Here is an 18,892-nt window from a genome sequence, read left to right as displayed (position 1 = left end):
TTCACGTCAGCAGGGTTTTGCGATGCGGGTGCTGGTGGTCCAGAACTACGACAACACCGGCCTCGGCCAGGTCGGCGCGGCACTTGCGGAAGCCGGTGCCGATCTCGACATCCGCCTTCCTTACAAGGGCGATCCGCTGCCGGATGATGCGAACGGCCACGACGCCATGGTGGTGCTCGGCGGCGGCCAGAACGCGCTGGCCGATGAGGAATATCCCTATTTTCCGGCGCTGCTCGAACTGACCCGCGATTTCGCCGGCAAGAACCGCGCGGTGCTCGGCATCTGCCTCGGCAGCCAGCTGGTTGCCCGCGCCTTCGGCGGCGAGAACCGCATCGGCGGCGCCAACGAATTCGGCTGGCGCGGCGTTTCGCTGACGCCGGACGCCAAGGCCGATCCGGTGCTGGCCGAGCTTCCGGAAAAGTTCCCGATCTTCCAATGGCACGACGACACCTTCGTGCTGCCTGAAAACGCCGTGCGGCTCGCCGGCAATGATGTCGCCGAGAACCAGGCGTTCCGCGTCGGCCGCGCCGTCTACGGCTTCCAGTTCCACTTCGAGGCCGATCGGCCGCTGGTGAAGGACTGGAGCACCTCTTTCGCGCCGATCATTGCAGCGCGCCACCCCGACTGGGCCGGCAAGCTCGAGGGCGAAATGGCCCGTAACGGACCGGATGCCGATGCTGCCGGCCTTGCCATCGCCCGCGCATGGGTGGCGACGATCTGAGCATCATCTCTGCGGACCAGGGCGTGGCATAATTGGCACGCGGCGGTGAATCCGCCTGGGGAAAACCGGTTTCGTCCTTGGCTTGTGTACGCCCGCCATCCTAGAAGGCGCGCGCTCTGCATCACCGGTGCAACCGCGATGGACCTTTGTGTGGCCCGTGCGACACACCGCCGATACAGAACGTGCCTAGAAGCGCGAAATCGTCGAAACTTTGAGACGTATTTTCGGTTTCAACGCATTGGTAACCGCCTCGTGCACAGATGCAGGAAGCTCAACAAGAGATGACGTCCGTGAAAGCAGCGCTTCTGTCCTTTGCCATGATGTCCGCCATCGTGATTTGCGGTCTCGGCATCTATGCGGCCGATGCCGCCAACAACCACAACGCCGTCGACGGCTACGGCGTCACCGCTTCGCTGCGCTGAATAGCCGGACCGTTCGCGTCGTTTCCGCGACGCGCGCCACTCAAGCTTCCCTTATTGTCATTGTCAGAATGCGTTTGTCGGCGTCCTCGACAACGAGCGCGCTCAGCATGCCTGATTGCCAGGCGAGCGTATCGACATTGACGCGGTTGGCCATGACCTCCGCCTCGGGAACGGGCGTGTGGCCGTGCACCACGATCTTCGGGAAAAGGCCGGCGTGATCGTGGAAAACGTCGCGGATCCAGATCAGATCCTGCGGATTCTGGTTCTCCAGGGCAACGCCTGGCCTGATGCCGGCATGGCAGAAGAAGAAGTCGCCGAAGCTGATTGAGAAGGGTAGCGAGCGCAGGAAGTCGATATGGTGTTGCGGTACTGCTTCGAGCAGAGCCTGATGCCCCCGTCTCATCGTCTCCATCCTGCCGAACCAGCCGGCGTCGGCCGCGAGGGGCACACCGTAGGATAGCGCCGTCTGGACCCCGCCATAGCGCATGAAAAGCCCGTCCGGGTCTGGGGTATCGAGAAAATCGAGAAAGCCGAGATCGTGATTGCCGGCAAGCATCAGGTTTCGCGGATCGCGTTTGCGCGCCTCGATCAGGAAATCGACGACGTCCTTGGAGTCCGGCCCACGGTCGACATAGTCGCCGAGGTGGATGACGCGCCAGTCGCGAGCCGGCTTCCATTCGAGCTCGCTCTCGATCCGCTGATGCATGGCTGCCAGCAAATCGAGCCGGCCATGGACATCGCCGATTGCGTAGAGACGCATGCCGTCCGGTCCGCGCGCGTCCAGGAAATGAATGTCGGGTTCTGCCAACGTATCGCTGTCTCCGTGATCAGGCCGTCGCCGACCTGGCTAGCGCCGGATCTGGTCCTTGCCCATGTCGGTCACCAGACGTTTTCCGCACAGCGCCAGTGTGATGTCCATCTCCTTACGTATGATTTCCAGCGCCTTGGTAACGCCTTCCTTGCCGAGCGCGCCCAGGCCGTAGAGAAACGGCCGGCCGATATAGGTGCCCCTGGCGCCGAGGCACAGTGCCTTCAGCACGTCCTGGCCGGAGCGGATGCCGCCATCCATGTGCACCTCGATCCTGTCGCCGACCGCGTCCGCGATTTCCTCCAGCGCCATGATCGACGAGGATGCGCCGTCCAACTGACGCCCGCCATGGTTGGAAACCACGATCGCATCGGCGCCCGTTTCAGCGGCCATCAACGCGTCTTCCTTGTCGAGAATGCCTTTCAGGATCAGCTTGCCGCCCCAGCGTTCCTTGATCCAGGCGACATCCTTCCACGACAGATGCGGGTCGAACTGCTCCGTCGTCCATGACGCCAGCGAAGCCACGTCGCCGACGCCCTTGGCGTGGCCGACGATGTTGCGGAACGTGCGGCGCTTCGTGCCGGCCATGCGCATCCACCAGCGCGGACGGACCGCGATGTTGGCGATGTTGGCCAGCGTCATCTTGGGCGGCGCCGAAAGTCCGTTGCGGACATCCTTGTGCCGTTGGCCGAGGATCTGCAGGTCGAGCGTCAGCACCAACGCCGAGCATTTCGCCGCTTTTGCCCGGTCGATCAGGTCGAGCACGAAGTCCTTATCGCGCAGCACGTAAAGCTGGAACCAGAACGGCTTCTTCGTCACCGACGCGACATCCTCGATCGAGCAGATGCTCATCGTCGACAGCGTGAACGGCACGCCGAATTCCTCGGCCGCCTGCGCCGCCAGCATCTCGCCGTCGGCATGCTGCATGCCGGTCAGGCCGGTTGGGGCCAGCGCCACCGGCATGGCCACCTTCTCGCCGATCATGGTCGATTCCAGTGAGCGGTTGCTCATGTCGACCAGCACGCGCTGGCGGAACTTGATCTTCTGGAAGTCCTCCTCGTTGGCCCGGTAGGTGCTCTCGGTCCATGCGCCGGAATCGGCATACTCGAAGAACATCCTGGGCACGCGCCGTCGCGCCAGGTCCTTGAGGTCGGCAATGGTGAGAATGTCGCTCATCGTGTCCCCGCTTGATCGATATCGTTCAGGAGCGTTTGCGCGCCGGTTCGGCATCGCCGGCTTCAGAGCGTTGCCTGAGCCTGAGCCGCGATACGCGCTGCCAGTCGCCGCTGCGCTCGGCTTGCGCCATCGACCGCTCGACATAGATCATGTGGTCCATCGCCGCCTGCCGCGCGCCGGCCGGGTCGCCGGCCTTGACCGCGATGTGGATCGCCCGGTGCTGGGCCAGCAGCGCATCGCGCGCGCCGGGCACCGTGAACACTAGCAACCGGTTCTGGAACACGCCTTCCGACAGCAGCCTGTAGCAGGAGCGCAGCGTATGCAGGAGCAGGATGTTGTGCGCGCATTCGCAGATCGCATGATGGAATTCGACGTCGATCTCGGCTTCGTCGTCGAAATCCCCGGTGCGGTGCGCTTCGTCCATGCGTGCCATGATGCGGTCGAGCAGGGCCAGGTCCTCCGGCGTGGCGCGCCGCGCCGCATATTCGGCGGCGATCCCCTCCACCTCGCGGCGATATTCCAGGTAATCGGCCACCGCCTTGCGGTGCGTCGAGATCAGGTCCGCCACCGGCTTGGTGAACAGCTGGCCGATGATGTCGGCGACATATGTGCCGCCGCCCGGCCGCGTCGTCAAAAGGCCGCGTCCCTCGAGCGCCTTCAGCGCGTCGCGCAGGATCGGCCGGGACACATCGAACTGGCGTGCCAGCTCGCGCTCGCCAGGCAGCCGGTCGCCGGTGCGCAGCACGCCTTCGAGGACGAGGCTTTCGATCTGCTGCACCACCTCGTCGGCGGTTCGCGAGTGCTCGATCCTGGAAAAAATGTCGCTCAACGGCATGCCTGGGAGTGTTGAACCGGTGTCGCGCAAGATAAAGCCAGCGTCGCCAACTGGTCAAATTATTTATCCAATTGGCCGAAGCGTGTCGGCTTCCCCGCTCGCGCCCCTATCCTCTTCGGCTAAACTTTGCTGTTTGCGTCAGGAGCCTATTGGCTCTAGAGGACGCAACTGCAAGAGGGTTCAAAGAAACCCGGGGAACAAGCCGTGTCGCACGACCCGTCCAATCTCGAATTTCAGCCGCGCGCCCAGGGCAGCGTGCTCGGCTTTCCGGCGCATGAGGGACGGCCCGGCGCGCTGGGCGAAGTCCATGCCCGTCCGCACCCGCTGGTCGAGAAGCCGCGTGTGCTGATCCAGCTCGCTTTCATGACCGAGGGTGGCGCCGGCGTCGATCATTCGGTGCTTTCCGAGCTGTCGCGCCGGCTCGGCATAGCCGCGCCCGACCGTCAGGCCCGCCATCACGCCATGAGATGGGGCCAGGGCTCGTTGCGCTGGGAGCGGCATACCGAATTCTCCACCTATCTGTGGGAAGGGCCGCTTGCCGAAGGCGGCAAGGGCCAGGAGGATTCGCCGTTCGGCAACGGATTTTCTCCACCCGGAACCGTTATTTCAGGCATCCGGCTCGAGATCCGCAAATGGACGCAGGCGGGCGAGCGGTCGATCGCCGGCTTCGATCCGACCAGCCTCTGCTATTCGCTGGTCGAACGCGGCAATGCTGCAATCGTCACCGATTTCCGCCAGGATGGCGACGGCCTGACCCGTATGCTGATCCTTGACCGCGCCCTGACGCCGGCCAGTACCGGCGCCTTGTCGCAGCGGCTGATCGACATCGAGACCTACCGCACGCTCGCCATGCTCGGCCTGCCGTTGGCGCTGGCCTTGTCCGGTCGCGCCCGCCGTATCGAGGACAGGCTGGCCCAGATCACGCTGGAGATGAAACTCGCCGAGACCCGCGACAGCCAGAAATTGCTTGCCGACCTGACCGAACTCGCGGCTGAGTTGGAAGCCGACGCGGCGTCGAGCCTCTACCGCTTCGGCGCCAGCCGTGCCTATGACGGCATCGTCGGCGAAAGGCTGGAAGCGCTCGAGGAAGAAGCCGTACAGGGATATGACACCTGGGCGGGGTTCCTGCGGCGGCGCATGGCGCCTGCCATGCGCACCTGCCGTTCGGTCGAGGAGCGTCAGGCCAACCTGTCGCGCAAGCTGACGCGCGCCACCACGCTGCTGCGCACCTGGGTCGATGTCGAGGTCGAGAAGCAGAACCGCGACCTGCTCGCCTCGATGAACAATCGCGCCCGGTTGCAACTGCGCCTGCAGCAGACCGTCGAAGGCCTGTCGGTCGCGGCCGTTTCCTACTATGTCGTCGGCCTCGTCGGCTATGTCGCCAAGGGCGCCTCGATCTTCGGCCATGCCTTCGCGCCCGAAGTGGTCACGGCGGCGTGCGTGCCGCTCGCCATCCTGCTGGTCTGGTGGGGCGTGCGGCGGGTGCGGCGCATGCATTCCGAGCCGACGAAACATCCGGGCGAGTAGGCGCGCCTTTACTTCCCACAGGATAAAGCGCACCAGCGGCAGATTGCCGCTACGGAAGGCGTCCGTTGCGTCCGTGTCCGCTCTCGGTCAAAGCGGGGTTTGCAACCGACGCTCTTCACTGGTAAAAGATTTTGACCAGTCACGCGAGATGAGGCTGCCGATGTCCGGGCTTGCCATGCCCAAGCCAGACGACGCCACGATGCGCCGGCGCGGCGAGATCGTCGCCGACATGCGCATTATCGTGCCGGGCGAGGGTGTGGTCGACGCGGCCAACGAAATGCGCGCCTTCGAGAGCGATGGCCTGACCGCCTACCGGCAATTGCCATTGGTCGTGGTGCTTCCCGAAACGGTGGCACAGGTTTCGCGCGTGCTGAAATACTGCAATGACCGCAACATCCGCGTCGTGCCGCGCGGCTCCGGCACCTCGCTGTCGGGCGGCGCGCTGCCGCTGGAGGACGCGGTGCTCCTGGTCATGAGCCGCTTCAACCGCATTATCGAGATCGATTTCCCCAATCGCATCGTCGTCGCCCAGCCGGGCGTCACCAATCTCGGCATCACCACCGCCGTCGAGCAGGAGGGTTTTTACTACGCCCCCGACCCATCTTCCCAGATCGCCTGCTCGATCGGCGGCAATGTCGCCGAAAATTCCGGCGGCGTGCACTGCCTGAAATACGGCCTGACCGCCAACAATGTGCTCGGCATCGAGATGGTGCTGATGAGCGGCGAGGTGGTGCGGCTCGGCGGCAGGCATCTGGACGCGGAGGGCTACGACCTGCTCGGCGTCATGACCGGCTCCGAAGGCCTGCTGGGCGTCGTCACCGAAGTCACCGTGCGCATTTTGAAGAAGCCGGAGACGGCACGTGCGCTGCTGATCGGCTTCCCGACCAGCGAGCAGGGTGGCCAATGCGTCGCCGACATCATCGGCGCCGGCATCATTCCGGGCGGCATGGAGATGATGGACCGCCCGGCGATCCACGCGGCGGAGGATTTCGTCCATGCCGGATATCCCCTGGATGTCGAGGCGCTGCTGATCGTCGAGCTCGACGGGCCGGGCGTCGAGGTCGATCATCTCATCACCGCAGTCGAGGCGATCGCCATCCGCAACGGTTCGACCACCTGCCGCATTTCGCAGTCGGAGCAGGAGCGGCTGAGCTTCTGGGCAGGGCGCAAGGCAGCCTTCCCCGCGGTCGGCCGCATCTCGCCCGACTATTACTGCATGGACGGCACCATCCCGCGCAAGGAACTGCCGCGCGTGCTGGCCGGCATGCGCGAGCTCTCCGAAAAATACGGGCTCGGCGTCGCCAATGTCTTCCATGCCGGCGACGGCAATTTGCATCCGCTGATCCTCTATGACGCCAACGTGCCGGGCGAACTCGACAAGGCCGAGAGTTTCGGCGCCGACATATTGCGGCTGTGCGTCAAGGTCGGCGGCGTCTTGACCGGCGAGCATGGGGTGGGCGTCGAGAAACGCGACCTGATGCCGGAAATGTTCAACCAGATCGACCTCGACCAGCAGATGCGGGTCAAATGCGCCTTCGATCCCAATCATCTGCTCAACCCGGGAAAGGTGTTCCCGCAACTGCGCCGCTGCGCGGAGCTGGGGCGCATGCATGTGCATCGCGGAGAGTTGGCGTTTCCGGACATTCCGAGGTTTTGAGGGTTATGTCAGCGCCTGAACGCCCCCCTCTGTCCTGCCGGACATCTCCCCCTCACGGGGGGAGATTGGCAGCTTCGTCGCTTCGCCCTTCCGCCAACGCTGGAGATTGGCGAAACCCGGCGCGGCATCCAATCTCCCCCCTTGAGGGGGAGATGTCCGGCAGGACAAAGGGGGGCGCGAAGGAACGCGGCTTTTCCGCATTTGCATATGGCGCATCGGCGCCATGACCACCTTCACTCCCACCACCCCTTCCGAAGTGCTCTCCACCGTTGCCTGGGCGGCGGCGGAAGGCTCGCCGCTCGAAATCCTCGGCCACGGCTCCAAGCGCGGCATCGGTCGTCCGCTGCAGACCGAGCACACGCTCGACCTTTCGAAGCTCTCCGGCGTCACGCTCTATGAGCCCGCCGAACTGGTGCTGTCCGCAAAGGCCGGCACGCCGCTGGCCGAAATCGAGACGCTGCTGGCGCAAAACGGCCAGCAACTCGCTTTCGAGCCGATGGATTACGGCCCGCTGCTCGGCGGCGAGCCGGGCAAGGGCACGCTTGGTGGTGCGCTTGCAGCGAACCTCTCCGGCCCGCGCCGGCTGAAGGCGGGGGCGGCGCGCGACCATATCCTGGGCATCAACGTGGTGTCCGGCCGCGGCGAGGCATTCAAATCCGGCGGCCGCGTGGTCAAGAACGTCACCGGGTACGATTTGTCCAAGCTGATGGCCAACAGCTGGGGCACGCTGGCGGTGTTCACCGACGTCACCTTCAAGGTGCTGCCATCGGCCGAGACCGAGGTCACGCTCGCCGTCCGCGGCCTGCTCGACGATGCGGCCGCCGCGGCGATGGCGCTGGCGCTCGGCTCCAGCGCGGAAGTATCGAGCGCCGCGCACCTGCCGGAGCGGATTGCCGCACGGGTTGCCGCAGGCGTGCTCGGCAATGATGCAGCCACGCTGCTGCGGGTGGAAGGTTTTGGCCCCTCCGTCGTCTATCGCATCGCCGCGCTGAAGACGTTGCTCGGAAATGCCGGACCACTCGAAGAGATTTCCAGCGAAGCGTCGGCTGCCCTGTGGCGTGACGTGCGCGATTGCAGGCCTTTCGCGGACAACAGCGACAAACCGGTCTGGCGCGTATCGATGGCGCCTGCCCAGGCGCACCAGATGGTTTTCACGCTGCGCATGCAGGCTGCCGTCAGCGCCTTCTATGACTGGCAGGGCGGACTGGTGTGGCTGCGCATGGCGGGGGGTGACCCGGAAGCGACGCTGCTGCGCGGACTTCTGAGAAAACATGGCGGCGGTCATGCGACGTTGGTGCGCGCGGCTCCTTCGCATCGCGCCGCTCTGCCGGTGTTCGAGCCGCAGGCTCCGGCGCTGGCTGCGCTCAGCCAGCGGCTGAAGCAGGAATTCGACCCCAAGAACATCCTCAATCCCGGCCGCATGGCCTAGGACATCAGAGATGCAGACCAATTTTTCGCTTGCCCAGCTTGCCGACCCGCATGTCGCCGAGTCGGAAAAAATCCTGCGTAAATGCGTGCATTGCGGCTTCTGCACCGCCACCTGTCCAACCTATGTGACGCTGGGCAACGAGCTCGATTCACCGCGCGGGCGCATCTACCTGATCAAGGACATGCTGGAAAACGGCCGCCCGGCCGACAAAGAGATCGTCACCCATATCGATCGCTGCCTTTCCTGCCTCGCCTGCATGACCACCTGCCCGTCTGGCGTCAACTACATGCATCTGGTCGACCATGCCCGCGCCCATATCCAGCAGACCTATAGGCGGCCGCTGCTCGATCGCCTGACCCGCGCCATGCTGGCCTTCGTCCTGCCCTATCCCCGGCGTTTTCGCGCCGCGCTCAAATTGGCGAAACTGGGCAAGCCGTTCATCGGCCTGTTCGAGAAGATCCCGGCATTGAAGCCGCTTGGCGCAATGCTCAAGCTCGCGCCGGAATCGATCCCGGGAGCATCGCCGATGGCTTCGCCGGGCACCCATACCGGGCAGGGGGCGAAGAGGGGCCGCGTCGCCATCCTCACCGGTTGCGCGCAATCGGTGCTCGATCCCGCCATCAACGACACGACCATTTCACTGCTGACGCGGCTTGGCGTCGAGGTCGTGGTGCCGCCGGGCGAGGGCTGTTGCGGCGCGCTCGTCCATCACATGGGCCGCGAGCAAGCCGCCCTTGCTTCTGCAAGGCAAAATGTTGATGCCTGGACCCGCGCGATTGAACAAGGCGGGATCGATGCCATCATCATCACCGCGTCGGGCTGCGGTACGACCATCAAGGATTACGGTTTCATGCTGCGGCTTGATCCGGCCTACGCCGAAAAGGCTGCACGTGTCTCCGCGCTGGCCAAGGACATTACCGAATACCTGACCGCCATCGACCTGCCCGAACCGGTGCGCAAGCCGGGCACGGTCGTCGCCTATCATTCGGCCTGTTCGATGCAGCACGGCCAGAAGATCACCCGCCAGCCTAGGGAATTGCTGGCCAAAGCCGGTTTCATCGTGCGCGAGCCGCGCGAAGGGCATTTGTGCTGCGGTTCGGCCGGCACCTACAACATCTTGCAGCCGGATATTTCGGCCGGGCTGCGCGACCGCAAGGTGAAAAACATCGAGGCTACCGGCGCTTCGGTCGTCGCCACCGGCAATATCGGCTGCATAACGCAGATCGCGTCTGCCGCGAAGCTGCCGGTGGTGCATACGATCAAGCTGCTCGACTGGGCCTATGGCGGGCCGAGGCCGGAAGGTGTCGCGGAACCCGGCCTGATCGCCGCTGAGTAGGGGCCGCCCCGGCGTTATTCGGCCGCCAGCCTGTCGATCGTGCCGTAGGTCGCCTCGTAGAGCGCGCGCTGGCGGCTGAGCGCCACCATCGTGTTGCGCAGCAGGATCGCAACGGTGATCGGACCGACGCCGCCCGGCACCGGAGTGATCCAGGAGGCCACGTCCTTCACGCTGTCGGTGTCGACGTCCCCGACGATACGGGTGGAACCGTCCGGCAGCGTCTCGGAATTGATGCCGATGTCGATGACGGCCGCACCCGGCTTTACCATGTCGGCCTTGATCAGGCGCGGCTTGCCGACGGCGACGAACAGCGCATCGGCGCGGCGCGCGTGTGCGGCGACCGAGCGCGTCATGTGGTGGCAGACCGTGACCGTCGCGCCTTCGCTCATCAAGAGGAAGGCGATCGGCTTGCCGACGATCTCGGAGTGGCCGACCATCACCACTTCCAGGCCCTTGAGGTCGAGGCCGGTTTCCTTGAGCAACTCGACCGAGGCGGCCGCCGTGCAGGGCGCCAGATCGAGCTGGTTGTAGACGATGTTGCCGATCGAGGCCGGATGCATGCCTTCGACGTCCTTCAGCGGATGCACCGCCGCCTGCAACGTCCTGATCGGGATATGTGCCGGCACCGGCCGCTGGATGATGATGCCGGTAACGCGCGGATCGGCGTTCAGGCCGTGGATCGCCGCTTCCAGTTCGCCCGCGGTGATGGTGGCGGGAAAGCGCCGTTCGTCGAAATCGATGTCCGCCAGCTCTGCCTTGGCGCGCTGGTTTCGTACATAGACATCCACCGCCGCCGTATCGCCGACGGTGATCGACACCAGTTTGGGCGGGAACCCTTCGGCCCTTGCGATCGCCGCATCCTCGCGCACGGCGGCGATGATGCGCCGGGCAACCGGGCCGCCCTTGAGATAGCGGCTGTCGTCGGACAGTGACATGATCGGACTCTTCTGACCTGAGCGTTGCCTTGCCATAGCAAAAGAACAGCGGCAATGGCAGCACGAATGCGAACCGTCATGCCTTTTGCGCGACGTGCGGGCGCGGCAGTGCTTCGTCCGAAACGGAAAGGGCAGCACGGTTTCCCGTGCCGCCCTTTCTGACCGGCCGCATCCCCATACGGCCCGTCCCCCGTTATTCCTTCCGATCCCGGGAAGCGCTGCGCTTCCGGATCGGGTGATTCGCAGCAACTATTATATCACCTCGACAGTGGTTCCGACATCGACCCGTTCATAAAGGTCGACGACATCCTCGTTGCGCATGCGGATGCAGCCCGACGACACGGCGCCGCCGATCGTCCAGGGCTGGTTGGTGCCGTGGATGCGATATTCCGTACTACCGAGATAGAGCGCGCGCGCGCCGAGCGGGTTCTCCATGCCCCCGGCCAGGTAGGTTGGCAGGTAACGCCCCTTGGCGGCCTCGCGCTTGATCATCGCGGCCGGCGGGCGCCAGTCCGGCCAGACCCGCTTGTTGGTGATCTTGTGCGTGCCCGACCATTCGAAGCCCGGCTTGCCGGTGCCGACGCCATAGCGCCGCGCCTTGCCGTCCTTCTCGACCAGATAGAGGAAGTTCTGGGTCGTATCGATGACGATGGTGCCCGGCTTCTGGGAGCCGTCATAGGCGACTTCCTGCGGCAGGTAGATCGGATTGATCTGCGGGCGCGCGACCATGCGCTTGGCCGGGGCCTGCACGGCCGCCGTTTGCACGCGGTCGGGCTGCGCATAACGCGGGCGCGGCTGCTGCGCGACCTGCCGGTTCTGCCGCACGATCCCCGGCGCTTGGCCAAGCTGCAGCACCCAGGGGGCGGAAAGGTCGGGGCTCACCATCACCGGCGGTCTGTCGGCATAGCGGTCTCCGGCCGTGGAAGGTGTGACGCCTGCGGCAAACGCAGCCACGGCGCCGAGCACGGAAAACAAAACTCTCTTCATCGGGAAAGCACCTTGATCGTCTGACAAACCGGGTGGAAACGACCTCCCGGTTCAGCGATCATTGGCGCGGGAACAGCAACCGAAACATGAATCGGAATGTGTAAAATGCGGAACTGTCGGTAAACCTTTTGGTGTGGTTACCGCCGCGTTCAGGAATCTGGTAAAGCCAAGGTAAAGCAGCGCAACCAGCGCGTTAACGAATGGAATTCTCGCCATGGACAAGGAACAAACCGGCCTTCTCGCCGGACCCGACGGTGTCGCGCGCTGCTTCTGGCACGGCAATCTGCCCGACTACCTGCATTACCATGACCATGAATGGGGCCGCCCGGTGGCGGACGACCGCCGGCTGTTCGAGAAGATCTGTCTCGAAGGTTTCCAGTCGGGCCTGTCCTGGCTGACCATCCTGCGCAAGCGGGAGAATTTTCGCGCCGCTTTCGCCGGCTTCGATTTCGACAAGGTCGCCGCCTTCACCGACAAGGACGTCGAGCGCCTGCTCGGCGATGCCGGCATCATCCGCCATCGCGGCAAGATCGTCTCAACCATCAACAACGCCAGGCGTGCCCGCGAAATGGCCGATGAATTCGGCTCGCTCGCTGCCTGGTTCTGGAAGTTCGAACCCGGCAGGGAGGAACGGCCGCAGGTCGTCGACCTCGCCCATCTGCGCGCCAATCCGACCACGGCGGTCTCGATCCGCATTTCCAAGGATCTGAAGAAGCGCGGCTGGACCTTCGTCGGCCCGACCACGGTCTACGCCTTCATGCAGGCGATGGGTCTGGTCAACGATCATCTCCAGGGGTGTGTGTGCCGCAAGGAGGTCGAGAAGGAGCGGAAGGCTTTCAAACGGCCGAAATAGCCTCAGGCGCCGTTGGCACTACCCAGGAACAGGCCGGCGACGATCGCGACCACGGTGGCGACGGTTGGATAGATCACCAGCAGGCCGGTCACCAATGCGTCGCGCAGGGAAGGTCCGGTATCGGCGTGTACCTCGAACGGTCCGGCCGGCTGGCCGATCATGCTGGGAGCTTGGACATCTGCGGCGCGCAGGCGTGCCGGCATGTCGCCCGCATCCCTGTTGTCGTGAAATTCCACCGCGCTCATCATGTCCCGAACCCCTCCATTGCGGTGCGCTGTATCGGCCTCGATTATGTCGGCACGATGCCGCGCCGATGGCGGGATTGTTTCATTTTCGGCGCGTTTTTGTTTCGGCGAACGCCCGCGTGCCTTCTCGCATGCATGGAGACAGCGCCTGCCGCCGGCCTTGCCCGGTAGGACCTGTTCGGTTAGGACACGCCCGTTGCGAAAATCGCAACGCTGTTGAGTTTTCAGCAACACGAAACACCGGGCGAATCCATGGCCGACAAATCGGAAAAGACGAAAGCGCGGCTGCCGCGCGGTTTTGCCGACCGCAGCGCCGAAGATATCCGCGCCGTCGAGAAGATGATGGCGACCATCCGCTCGGTCTACGAACTCTACGGTTTCGAACCCGCCGACCAGCCGCTGATCGAATACACCGATGCGCTCGGAAAATTCCTGCCCGACCAGGACCGGCCGAACGAAGGCGTGTTCTCCTTCCAGGACGATGACGACCAGTGGCTGTCGCTGCGCTACGACCTGACCGCGCCGACGGCGCGTTTCGTCGCCGAGAATTTCGAGCGCCTGCCAAAACCCTATCGCAGCTACCGTTCCGGCTGGGTGTTCCGCAACGAGAAGCCCGGTCCCGGCCGCTTCCGCCAGTTCATGCAGTTCGACGCCGACACGATCGGCACGCCGGGCGTCGCCGCCGACGCCGAGATGGCGATGATGATGGCCGATGTGATGGAAGCGCTCGGCATCAAGCGCGGCGACTACGTCATCCGCGTCAACAACCGCAAGGTGCTGGACGGCGTGCTCGAGGCGATCGGCCTCGGAGGTGAAGGGAATACGAGTCGTCGGCTGACCGTGCTGCGGGCGATCGACAAGCTGGACAAGCTCGGGCCGGAAGGCGTGCGGCTTCTCTTGGGACCAGGGCGCTGGGACGGCGGCAAGGAAGGCGAGGGCGACTTCGCCAAAGGCGCCGGGCTGAATGATACGCAAGCCGAGGCGGTTCTTCTGGCGACGGCGCGAAACGCGCAGGCCGGCCAGGATGCCAGCGTCGGTGCGAACGCCGTCTACCAGGAGGGCGTTGGCGAGCTCGCGACCATCGAGGCCCTGGTCAGGGCGGCGGGATACGGCGAAGATCGCGTCGCCATGGACCGCTCCGTGGTGCGCGGCCTCGAATACTACACCGGCCCGGTCTTCGAAGCCGAGCTCCTGGCCGAGATCCCCAACGAGGATGGCCAGATCGTGCGCTTCGGTTCAGTCGGGGGCGGCGGCCGCTATGACGGGCTGGTGTCGCGCTTCCGCGGCGAGCCGGTGCCGGCGACCGGTTTTTCCATCGGCGTTTCCAGGCTGATGACGGCGCTGAAGAACCTCGGCAAGCTCGACAACGCCGACGTGATCGCGCCGGTCGTCGTGCTGGTGATGGACAGGGACACCGACAGCCTCGGCCGCTACCAGAAGATGGTGGGCGAGCTGCGTGCCGCAGGCATTCGCTCCGAAATGTATCTCGGCGGCGCCGGCATGAAGGCGCAGCTCAAATATGCCGACCGTCGCGGCTGCCCGGTCGCGATCATCCAGGGCGGCGACGAGCGCGCCAAGGGCGAATTGCAGATCAAGGACCTGATCGAAGGCGCGCGCCTGTCGGCCGAGATCACCGATAACGCCGAATGGCGTGCCGCCCGCCCGGCGCAGGTCACGGTGGCGGAAAGCGAGCTGGTGGCGCAGGTGAGAAAGATCCTGGCGGAGCAGGCTGAGGAGAGGGCGCGTGGCAAATAGAGGCCGCGTTCTACGGCGCCCCCCTCTGTCCTGCCGGACATCTCCCCCTCAAGGGGGGAGATCGGCTGTCACCATGGCTTTCGCCAATTTTCAGGATTCCAAGAAGGGCACCAGCTGCGAAGCAGCCAATCTCCCCCCTAGAGGGGGAGATGCCCGGCAGGGCAGAGGGGGGCGCCGTAGAGCACCAGCCTTGACCTGGATCATTGGCGTCTCCGGTTTGGGACCAGAGGGTCGTACAGCGCTGAGGTTTGCAAATTGACCTCCCGCTATCCCGCCATCGCGGCCGACATCGCCGGCCTCTTCGCGACCCGCGACACGCATGCGGTGGAGGTCGCCGTGCTGCAGCCGGCCGATCCGTTCCTCGACATGGCGGGCGAGGATTTGCGCCGCCGCATTTTCCTGACCGAGAGCGAGACTGGCCAGACGCTCTGCCTGCGGCCGGAATTCACCATTCCCGTCTGCCTCGACCATATCGCCAGCCAGGCCGGTACGCCGCGTCGCTACTCCTATCTGGGCGAAGTGTTCCGCCAGCGCCGCGAAGGCGGCAACGAGTTCTTCCAGGCCGGCATCGAGGATCTCGGCGACCGCGACACGGCCGCTGCCGATGCCCGTTCGGTGGCCGACGCGCATGCACTGCTGTCGCTGGCGCTGCCGGGCCAGCCGCTCTCGATCACGCTCGGCGACCAGGCCATCTTCGAGGCGGTGCTGGCGGCTCTCGGCCTGCCGCGCGGCTGGCGCATGCGGCTCGCCCGCGCCTTCGGCTCGGCGACGATGCTGGAGGCAGCCCTTGCCGATCTCGCCAATCCGCCGCGCAACAGCCAGCTCTCCGGCCCGGTCGCGGCACTTGTGCTCGACGGTGACCTGGACGGTCTCTCCGCGCATATAGCCGGCGGCATGGAACAGGCCGGCCTGTCGGCTTCGGCCGGACGCGCGCCGGCCGATATCGCGCGGCGGCTGATCGAAAAGGCCGAGCTGCGCAGCGTGCGGCTGTCCAACGAAGCCTTCGCGGCGCTGAAGACCTTTCTGGCGATCGACGTGCCGCTCGACGGCGCGGCCCAGGCGCTCGAGAGTTTTGCCGGTGCCGCCGGGCTATCGCTCGGGGCCGCGCTGGAAAAATTCGCGGCGCGCGCCAAGGCCGTCGAGGCGAACGGCCTGCCGGCGCAAAAGATCCGCTATGACGCCGCCTTCGGCCGCCCGCTCGATTATTACACCGGCCTCGTCTTCGAGATCGCGGCGCAAGATGGTGAAAGGCCGCTGGCCGGCGGCGGCCGCTACGACCGGCTGCTGACGCTGCTCGGCGCCAAGACGCCGATCCCCGGCGTCGGCTTCTCAGTCTGGCTCGACCGCATCGAGGCATTGCGGGAGCACGCGCCATGATCACGCTGGCGATCCCGTCCAAGGGCCGGTTGAAGGAGCAGGCGCTGGAGGTGCTGGCGAAAGCCGGCCTCGCCATCAGCCTGCCCGGTGACGAGCGCAAATATCACGCCCGCGTCGAAGGCATGGACAATGTCGAGGTCGTTTTCCTGTCCGCCTCCGAAATATCGGGCGAGATCGGGCAAGGTGCCGTCGATCTCGGCATCACCGGCGAGGACCTCGTGCGCGAGAACCTCGCCGACTGGGAGGCGCGCGCCGAAATCGTCGCCCGTCTCGGCTTCGGCCATGCCGATGTCGTGGTGGCCGTGCCCGACATCTGGCTCGACGTCGAGACCATGGCCGACCTCGATGATGTCGCCGCCGATTTCCGCCAGCGTCACGGAAGGCGGCTCAGGATCGCCACCAAATACTGGCGGCTGACCCAGCAATTCTTCTCGCAGAAGCACGGTATCCAGGTCTATCGCATCGTCGAGAGCCTGGGCGCCACCGAGGGCGCGCCGGCGGCCGGCCTTGCCGATGTCATCGTCGACATCACCACCACCGGCTCGACGCTGCGCGCCAACCATCTCAAGGTGCTGGTCGACGGCGTCGTGCTGCGGTCGCAAGCGTGTCTCGTCGCGTCGCGAAAGACGCGTTCCACGGCCGACGAGGCGATGCTGCGCGACATAGCGGCCAGCATGGCCTCGGTGAAGGGATAGCCCGTCCAGCATGCCTCGGCGATCGTCGTGCCTAGCGGCGGACAATTTTGTTCTTGCTTTGTGCCGGCCACTATGCTACAAATATCGCTATGGTGATGATTTGTGCCCCCGCCCTTCGAGGCGGGTTTTTCGTTTCTGCGCCATTCTCACGACCCTGCCATTCTTATGACCGTGGAAGGCGGTGCGGCCCGTCTTCGAAGCCTTGGCCCTACCTTCGGCGGGATTTCCACCATCGCGGCAGGCTGATAGGCTCGGATGTCCTGGGAGGAGAGAGCGATGCCGGTCAATCTCGACGAGCTGAAGAACGCCACCAATCTGCGCGGACGCGGCGCGTACGCCGGCAGCGTCTTTGTCGCGCCCGTCGACGGCAGGGCGCATGTCTCGGGCGAGCGTGGCGTGCCGCTGCTCGACAAGACCATTCCCGCACTGTTCTCCGACACGGCCGGCAAATACGGCACGCTCGATGCCGCCGTCTTCGTCGGCCAGGATAAGCGCTTCACCTGGAGCGAGCTTTCCGACACGGTGGATGCGCTGGCCGCCGGTTTCCTGGCGCTGGGGCTCGAAAAGGGCGATCGCGTCGGCATCTGGTCACCCAACCGCTGGGAATGGCTGGTGACGCAGTTCGCCACCGCCCGCATCGGCCTGATCCTGGTCAACATCAACCCGGCCTACCGGCTCACCGAGCTGGACTATGCGCTGAACAAGGTCGGCTGCAAGGCTCTGGTCACCGCGGCCAGCTTCAAGACCTCGGATTATATCGGCATGATCGAGACGCTGGCGCCGGAGATCGCGACGGCCACGCCCGGCAAGCTTAGGGCACAGAAACTGCCGGCGCTCCGGATCGTCATCCGCATGGGCGAGGAGAACTCACCCGGCATGTTCAACTTCGCCGATGTGCTGGCCATGGCGGGGCGCGACGAGCATGACAGCCTCGACCGCATCTCCGAGGGGCTGAAGCCGGACGACGCCATCAACATCCAGTTCACCAGCGGCACCACGGGCGCACCCAAGGGCGCGACGCTGACCCACAACAACATCCTCAACAACGGCAATTTCGTCACCTCGGCCATCAGGTTGACGGTCGACGACCGGCTTTGCATTCCCGTGCCGCTCTACCATTGCTTCGGCATGTCGATGGGTACGATGGGCTGTGTCACCAAGGGCGCGACCATGGTGTTCCCTGGCGAGGGCTTCGATGCCGGCGCCACGCTGAACGCCGTGGCGCAGGAACGCTGCACCGGCCTCTACGGCGTGCCGACCATGTTCGTCGGCCTGCTCGACCATCCCGATTTCGCCGCCTTCGACCTGTCCAGCCTGCGCACCGGCATCATGGCCGGCTCGCCATGCCCGATCGAGGTGATGAAGAAGGTGGTGTCGCTGATGCATATGTCCGAAGTGACCATCGCCTACGGCATGACCGAGACCAGCCCGGTCTCCTTCCAGAGCAGCGTCGACGACCCCTTGGAAAAACGCGTCTCGACCGTCGGGCGCGTTCATCCCCATGTCGAGGTCAAGGCCATCGATGCCGATGGCGCAACCGTTGCCGTCGGTGCGCCGGGCGAACTCTGCACACGCGGCTATTCCGTGATGAAGGGCTATTGGGACGACGAGGACAAGACCCGCGAGGCGATCGATGCGGACGGCTGGATGCATACGGGCGACCTCGCCACGATCGATGCCGAGGGCTATTGCAACATCGTCGGCCGGGTTAAGGACATGGTCATCCGCGGCGGGGAGAACGTCTATCCGCGCGAGGTCGAGGAGTTCCTCTATCGACACCCCAAGGTGAGGGAGGTGCAGGTGTTCGGCGTTCCCGACGCCAAATATGGCGAGGAGCTCTGCGCCTGGATTGTGCTTAAGCCCGGCCAGATCGCCACCGAACAGGAGATCAAGGCCTTCTGCGCCGGCCAGATCGCCCACTACAAGGTCCCGCGCCACATCCGCTTCCGCACGGAATTGCCGATGACGGTGACCGGCAAGCCGCAGAAATTCCTGATGCGCCAGGCGATGGTCGAGGAACTGGGGCTGGTGACGCAGAAGACTGCGTGAGGCGAGCGCGGGGCAGGAAGGTGCGGTTGCCGAGACGAGTGTGAATGTCGCATTTCGGGGCCGAAAGCGGACTGGCAGGTTATAG

17 protein-coding genes are annotated in these 18,892 nt (G+C 64.9%); 11 read left to right on the top strand and 6 right to left on the bottom strand.

The features are described 5' to 3' along the window. Nucleotides 1-22: 22 nt before the first annotated feature. Nucleotides 23-721, top strand: coding sequence for a type 1 glutamine amidotransferase (locus FJ942_RS24285; RefSeq protein ID WP_140498543.1), 699 nt, complete (start codon nucleotides 23-25; stop codon nucleotides 719-721). Between the two features lie 281 nt (nucleotides 722-1,002). Beyond that, nucleotides 1,003-1,143 (top strand): hypothetical protein, encoded by a 141-nt coding sequence (locus FJ942_RS24280; protein WP_181165325.1) that lies wholly within the window; start codon nucleotides 1,003-1,005, stop codon nucleotides 1,141-1,143. Nucleotides 1,144-1,183: 40 nt separating this feature from the next. Here FJ942_RS24280 and FJ942_RS24275 read toward each other — a convergent pair whose 3' ends face one another. The 3 genes from FJ942_RS24275 to FJ942_RS24265 are packed head-to-tail and all read right to left on the bottom strand — an operon-like array spanning nucleotide 1,184 to nucleotide 3,956. Further along, entirely contained in the window at nucleotides 1,184-1,951 is a 768-nt protein-coding gene (locus FJ942_RS24275) for a metallophosphoesterase family protein (protein WP_140498373.1), read from the bottom strand. A gap of 39 nt (nucleotides 1,952-1,990) precedes the next feature. Then, complete coding sequence (locus tag FJ942_RS24270; protein WP_140515028.1) at nucleotides 1,991-3,127, bottom strand: alpha-hydroxy acid oxidase; 1,137 nt, start codon at nucleotides 3,125-3,127, stop codon at nucleotides 1,991-1,993. Nucleotides 3,128-3,152: 25 nt separating this feature from the next. Continuing rightward, nucleotides 3,153-3,956: an FCD domain-containing protein gene (locus tag FJ942_RS24265; protein WP_140515030.1), complete on the bottom strand. Its 804-nt coding sequence runs from the start codon at nucleotides 3,954-3,956 to the stop codon at nucleotides 3,153-3,155. 210 nt (nucleotides 3,957-4,166) lie between these two features. On the opposite strand from FJ942_RS24265, the gene FJ942_RS24260 reads away from it, so the two are divergent. From FJ942_RS24260 to glcF, 4 genes are all read left to right on the top strand, one after another. Next, nucleotides 4,167-5,489 carry a DUF3422 family protein gene (locus FJ942_RS24260; RefSeq protein WP_140899197.1) on the top strand — a complete coding sequence of 441 codons (1,323 nt, stop codon included), beginning with the start codon at nucleotides 4,167-4,169 and terminating at the stop codon, nucleotides 5,487-5,489. A 160-nt stretch (nucleotides 5,490-5,649) separates the two neighbouring features. After that, the gene (locus tag FJ942_RS24255) at nucleotides 5,650-7,146 is read left to right on the top strand and encodes an FAD-linked oxidase C-terminal domain-containing protein (protein ID WP_140560402.1); all 1,497 of its coding nucleotides are present in this window, start codon (nucleotides 5,650-5,652) and stop codon (nucleotides 7,144-7,146) included. 223 nt (nucleotides 7,147-7,369) lie between these two features. Continuing rightward, nucleotides 7,370-8,575 (top strand): glycolate oxidase subunit GlcE, encoded by a 1,206-nt coding sequence (gene glcE, locus FJ942_RS24245; RefSeq protein ID WP_140899195.1) that lies wholly within the window; start codon nucleotides 7,370-7,372, stop codon nucleotides 8,573-8,575. A 10-nt stretch (nucleotides 8,576-8,585) separates the two neighbouring features. After that, a complete protein-coding gene (glcF, locus tag FJ942_RS24240) occupies nucleotides 8,586-9,911 on the top strand; it encodes a glycolate oxidase subunit GlcF (protein WP_140899193.1) in 1,326 nt (441 codons plus the stop codon). Nucleotides 9,912-9,925: 14 nt separating this feature from the next. Here the strand turns inward: glcF and FJ942_RS24235 are convergent, their stop codons facing one another. Together FJ942_RS24235 and FJ942_RS24230 are read right to left on the bottom strand one after the other, a co-directional pair. Continuing rightward, nucleotides 9,926-10,846, bottom strand: a complete 921-nt coding sequence (locus FJ942_RS24235) for a bifunctional 5,10-methylenetetrahydrofolate dehydrogenase/5,10-methenyltetrahydrofolate cyclohydrolase (RefSeq protein WP_140498366.1) — start codon at nucleotides 10,844-10,846, stop codon at nucleotides 9,926-9,928. Nucleotides 10,847-11,098: 252 nt separating this feature from the next. Next, complete coding sequence (locus tag FJ942_RS24230) at nucleotides 11,099-11,833, bottom strand: L,D-transpeptidase (protein WP_140515038.1); 735 nt, start codon at nucleotides 11,831-11,833, stop codon at nucleotides 11,099-11,101. A gap of 214 nt (nucleotides 11,834-12,047) precedes the next feature. On the opposite strand from FJ942_RS24230, the gene FJ942_RS24225 reads away from it, so the two are divergent. Then, nucleotides 12,048-12,686 (top strand): DNA-3-methyladenine glycosylase I, encoded by a 639-nt coding sequence (locus tag FJ942_RS24225; RefSeq protein WP_140899190.1) that lies wholly within the window; start codon nucleotides 12,048-12,050, stop codon nucleotides 12,684-12,686. Nucleotides 12,687-12,688: 2 nt separating this feature from the next. Here the strand turns inward: FJ942_RS24225 and FJ942_RS24220 are convergent, their stop codons facing one another. Further along, complete coding sequence (locus FJ942_RS24220; RefSeq protein WP_140566655.1) at nucleotides 12,689-12,934, bottom strand: hypothetical protein; 246 nt, start codon at nucleotides 12,932-12,934, stop codon at nucleotides 12,689-12,691. Between the two features lie 249 nt (nucleotides 12,935-13,183). Here FJ942_RS24220 and hisS point away from each other — a divergent pair, with 249 nt between their 5' ends. The 4 genes from hisS (at nucleotide 13,184) to FJ942_RS24195 (ending at nucleotide 18,807) form a co-directional block, all read left to right on the top strand. Then, entirely contained in the window at nucleotides 13,184-14,686 is a 1,503-nt protein-coding gene (gene hisS / locus FJ942_RS24215) for a histidine--tRNA ligase (RefSeq protein WP_140899188.1), read from the top strand. A gap of 255 nt (nucleotides 14,687-14,941) precedes the next feature. Next, entirely contained in the window at nucleotides 14,942-16,063 is a 1,122-nt protein-coding gene (locus FJ942_RS24205) for an ATP phosphoribosyltransferase regulatory subunit (protein WP_140566465.1), read from the top strand. Further along, nucleotides 16,060-16,758, top strand: coding sequence for an ATP phosphoribosyltransferase (hisG, locus tag FJ942_RS24200; RefSeq protein ID WP_140899185.1), 699 nt, complete (start codon nucleotides 16,060-16,062; stop codon nucleotides 16,756-16,758). The genes FJ942_RS24205 and hisG overlap by 4 nt, the downstream gene beginning before the upstream one ends. A gap of 276 nt (nucleotides 16,759-17,034) precedes the next feature. Beyond that, entirely contained in the window at nucleotides 17,035-18,807 is a 1,773-nt protein-coding gene (locus FJ942_RS24195; protein ID WP_140899183.1) for an AMP-binding protein, read from the top strand. Nucleotides 18,808-18,892: the final 85 nt, after the last annotated feature.

This window comes from Mesorhizobium sp. B2-4-2 (assembly GCF_006442845.1).
Lineage (GTDB): Bacteria > Pseudomonadota > Alphaproteobacteria > Rhizobiales > Rhizobiaceae > Mesorhizobium.
The sequence above is the reverse complement of the archived record's forward strand: the minus strand, read 5'-3'. Positions and strand labels throughout refer to the sequence as shown.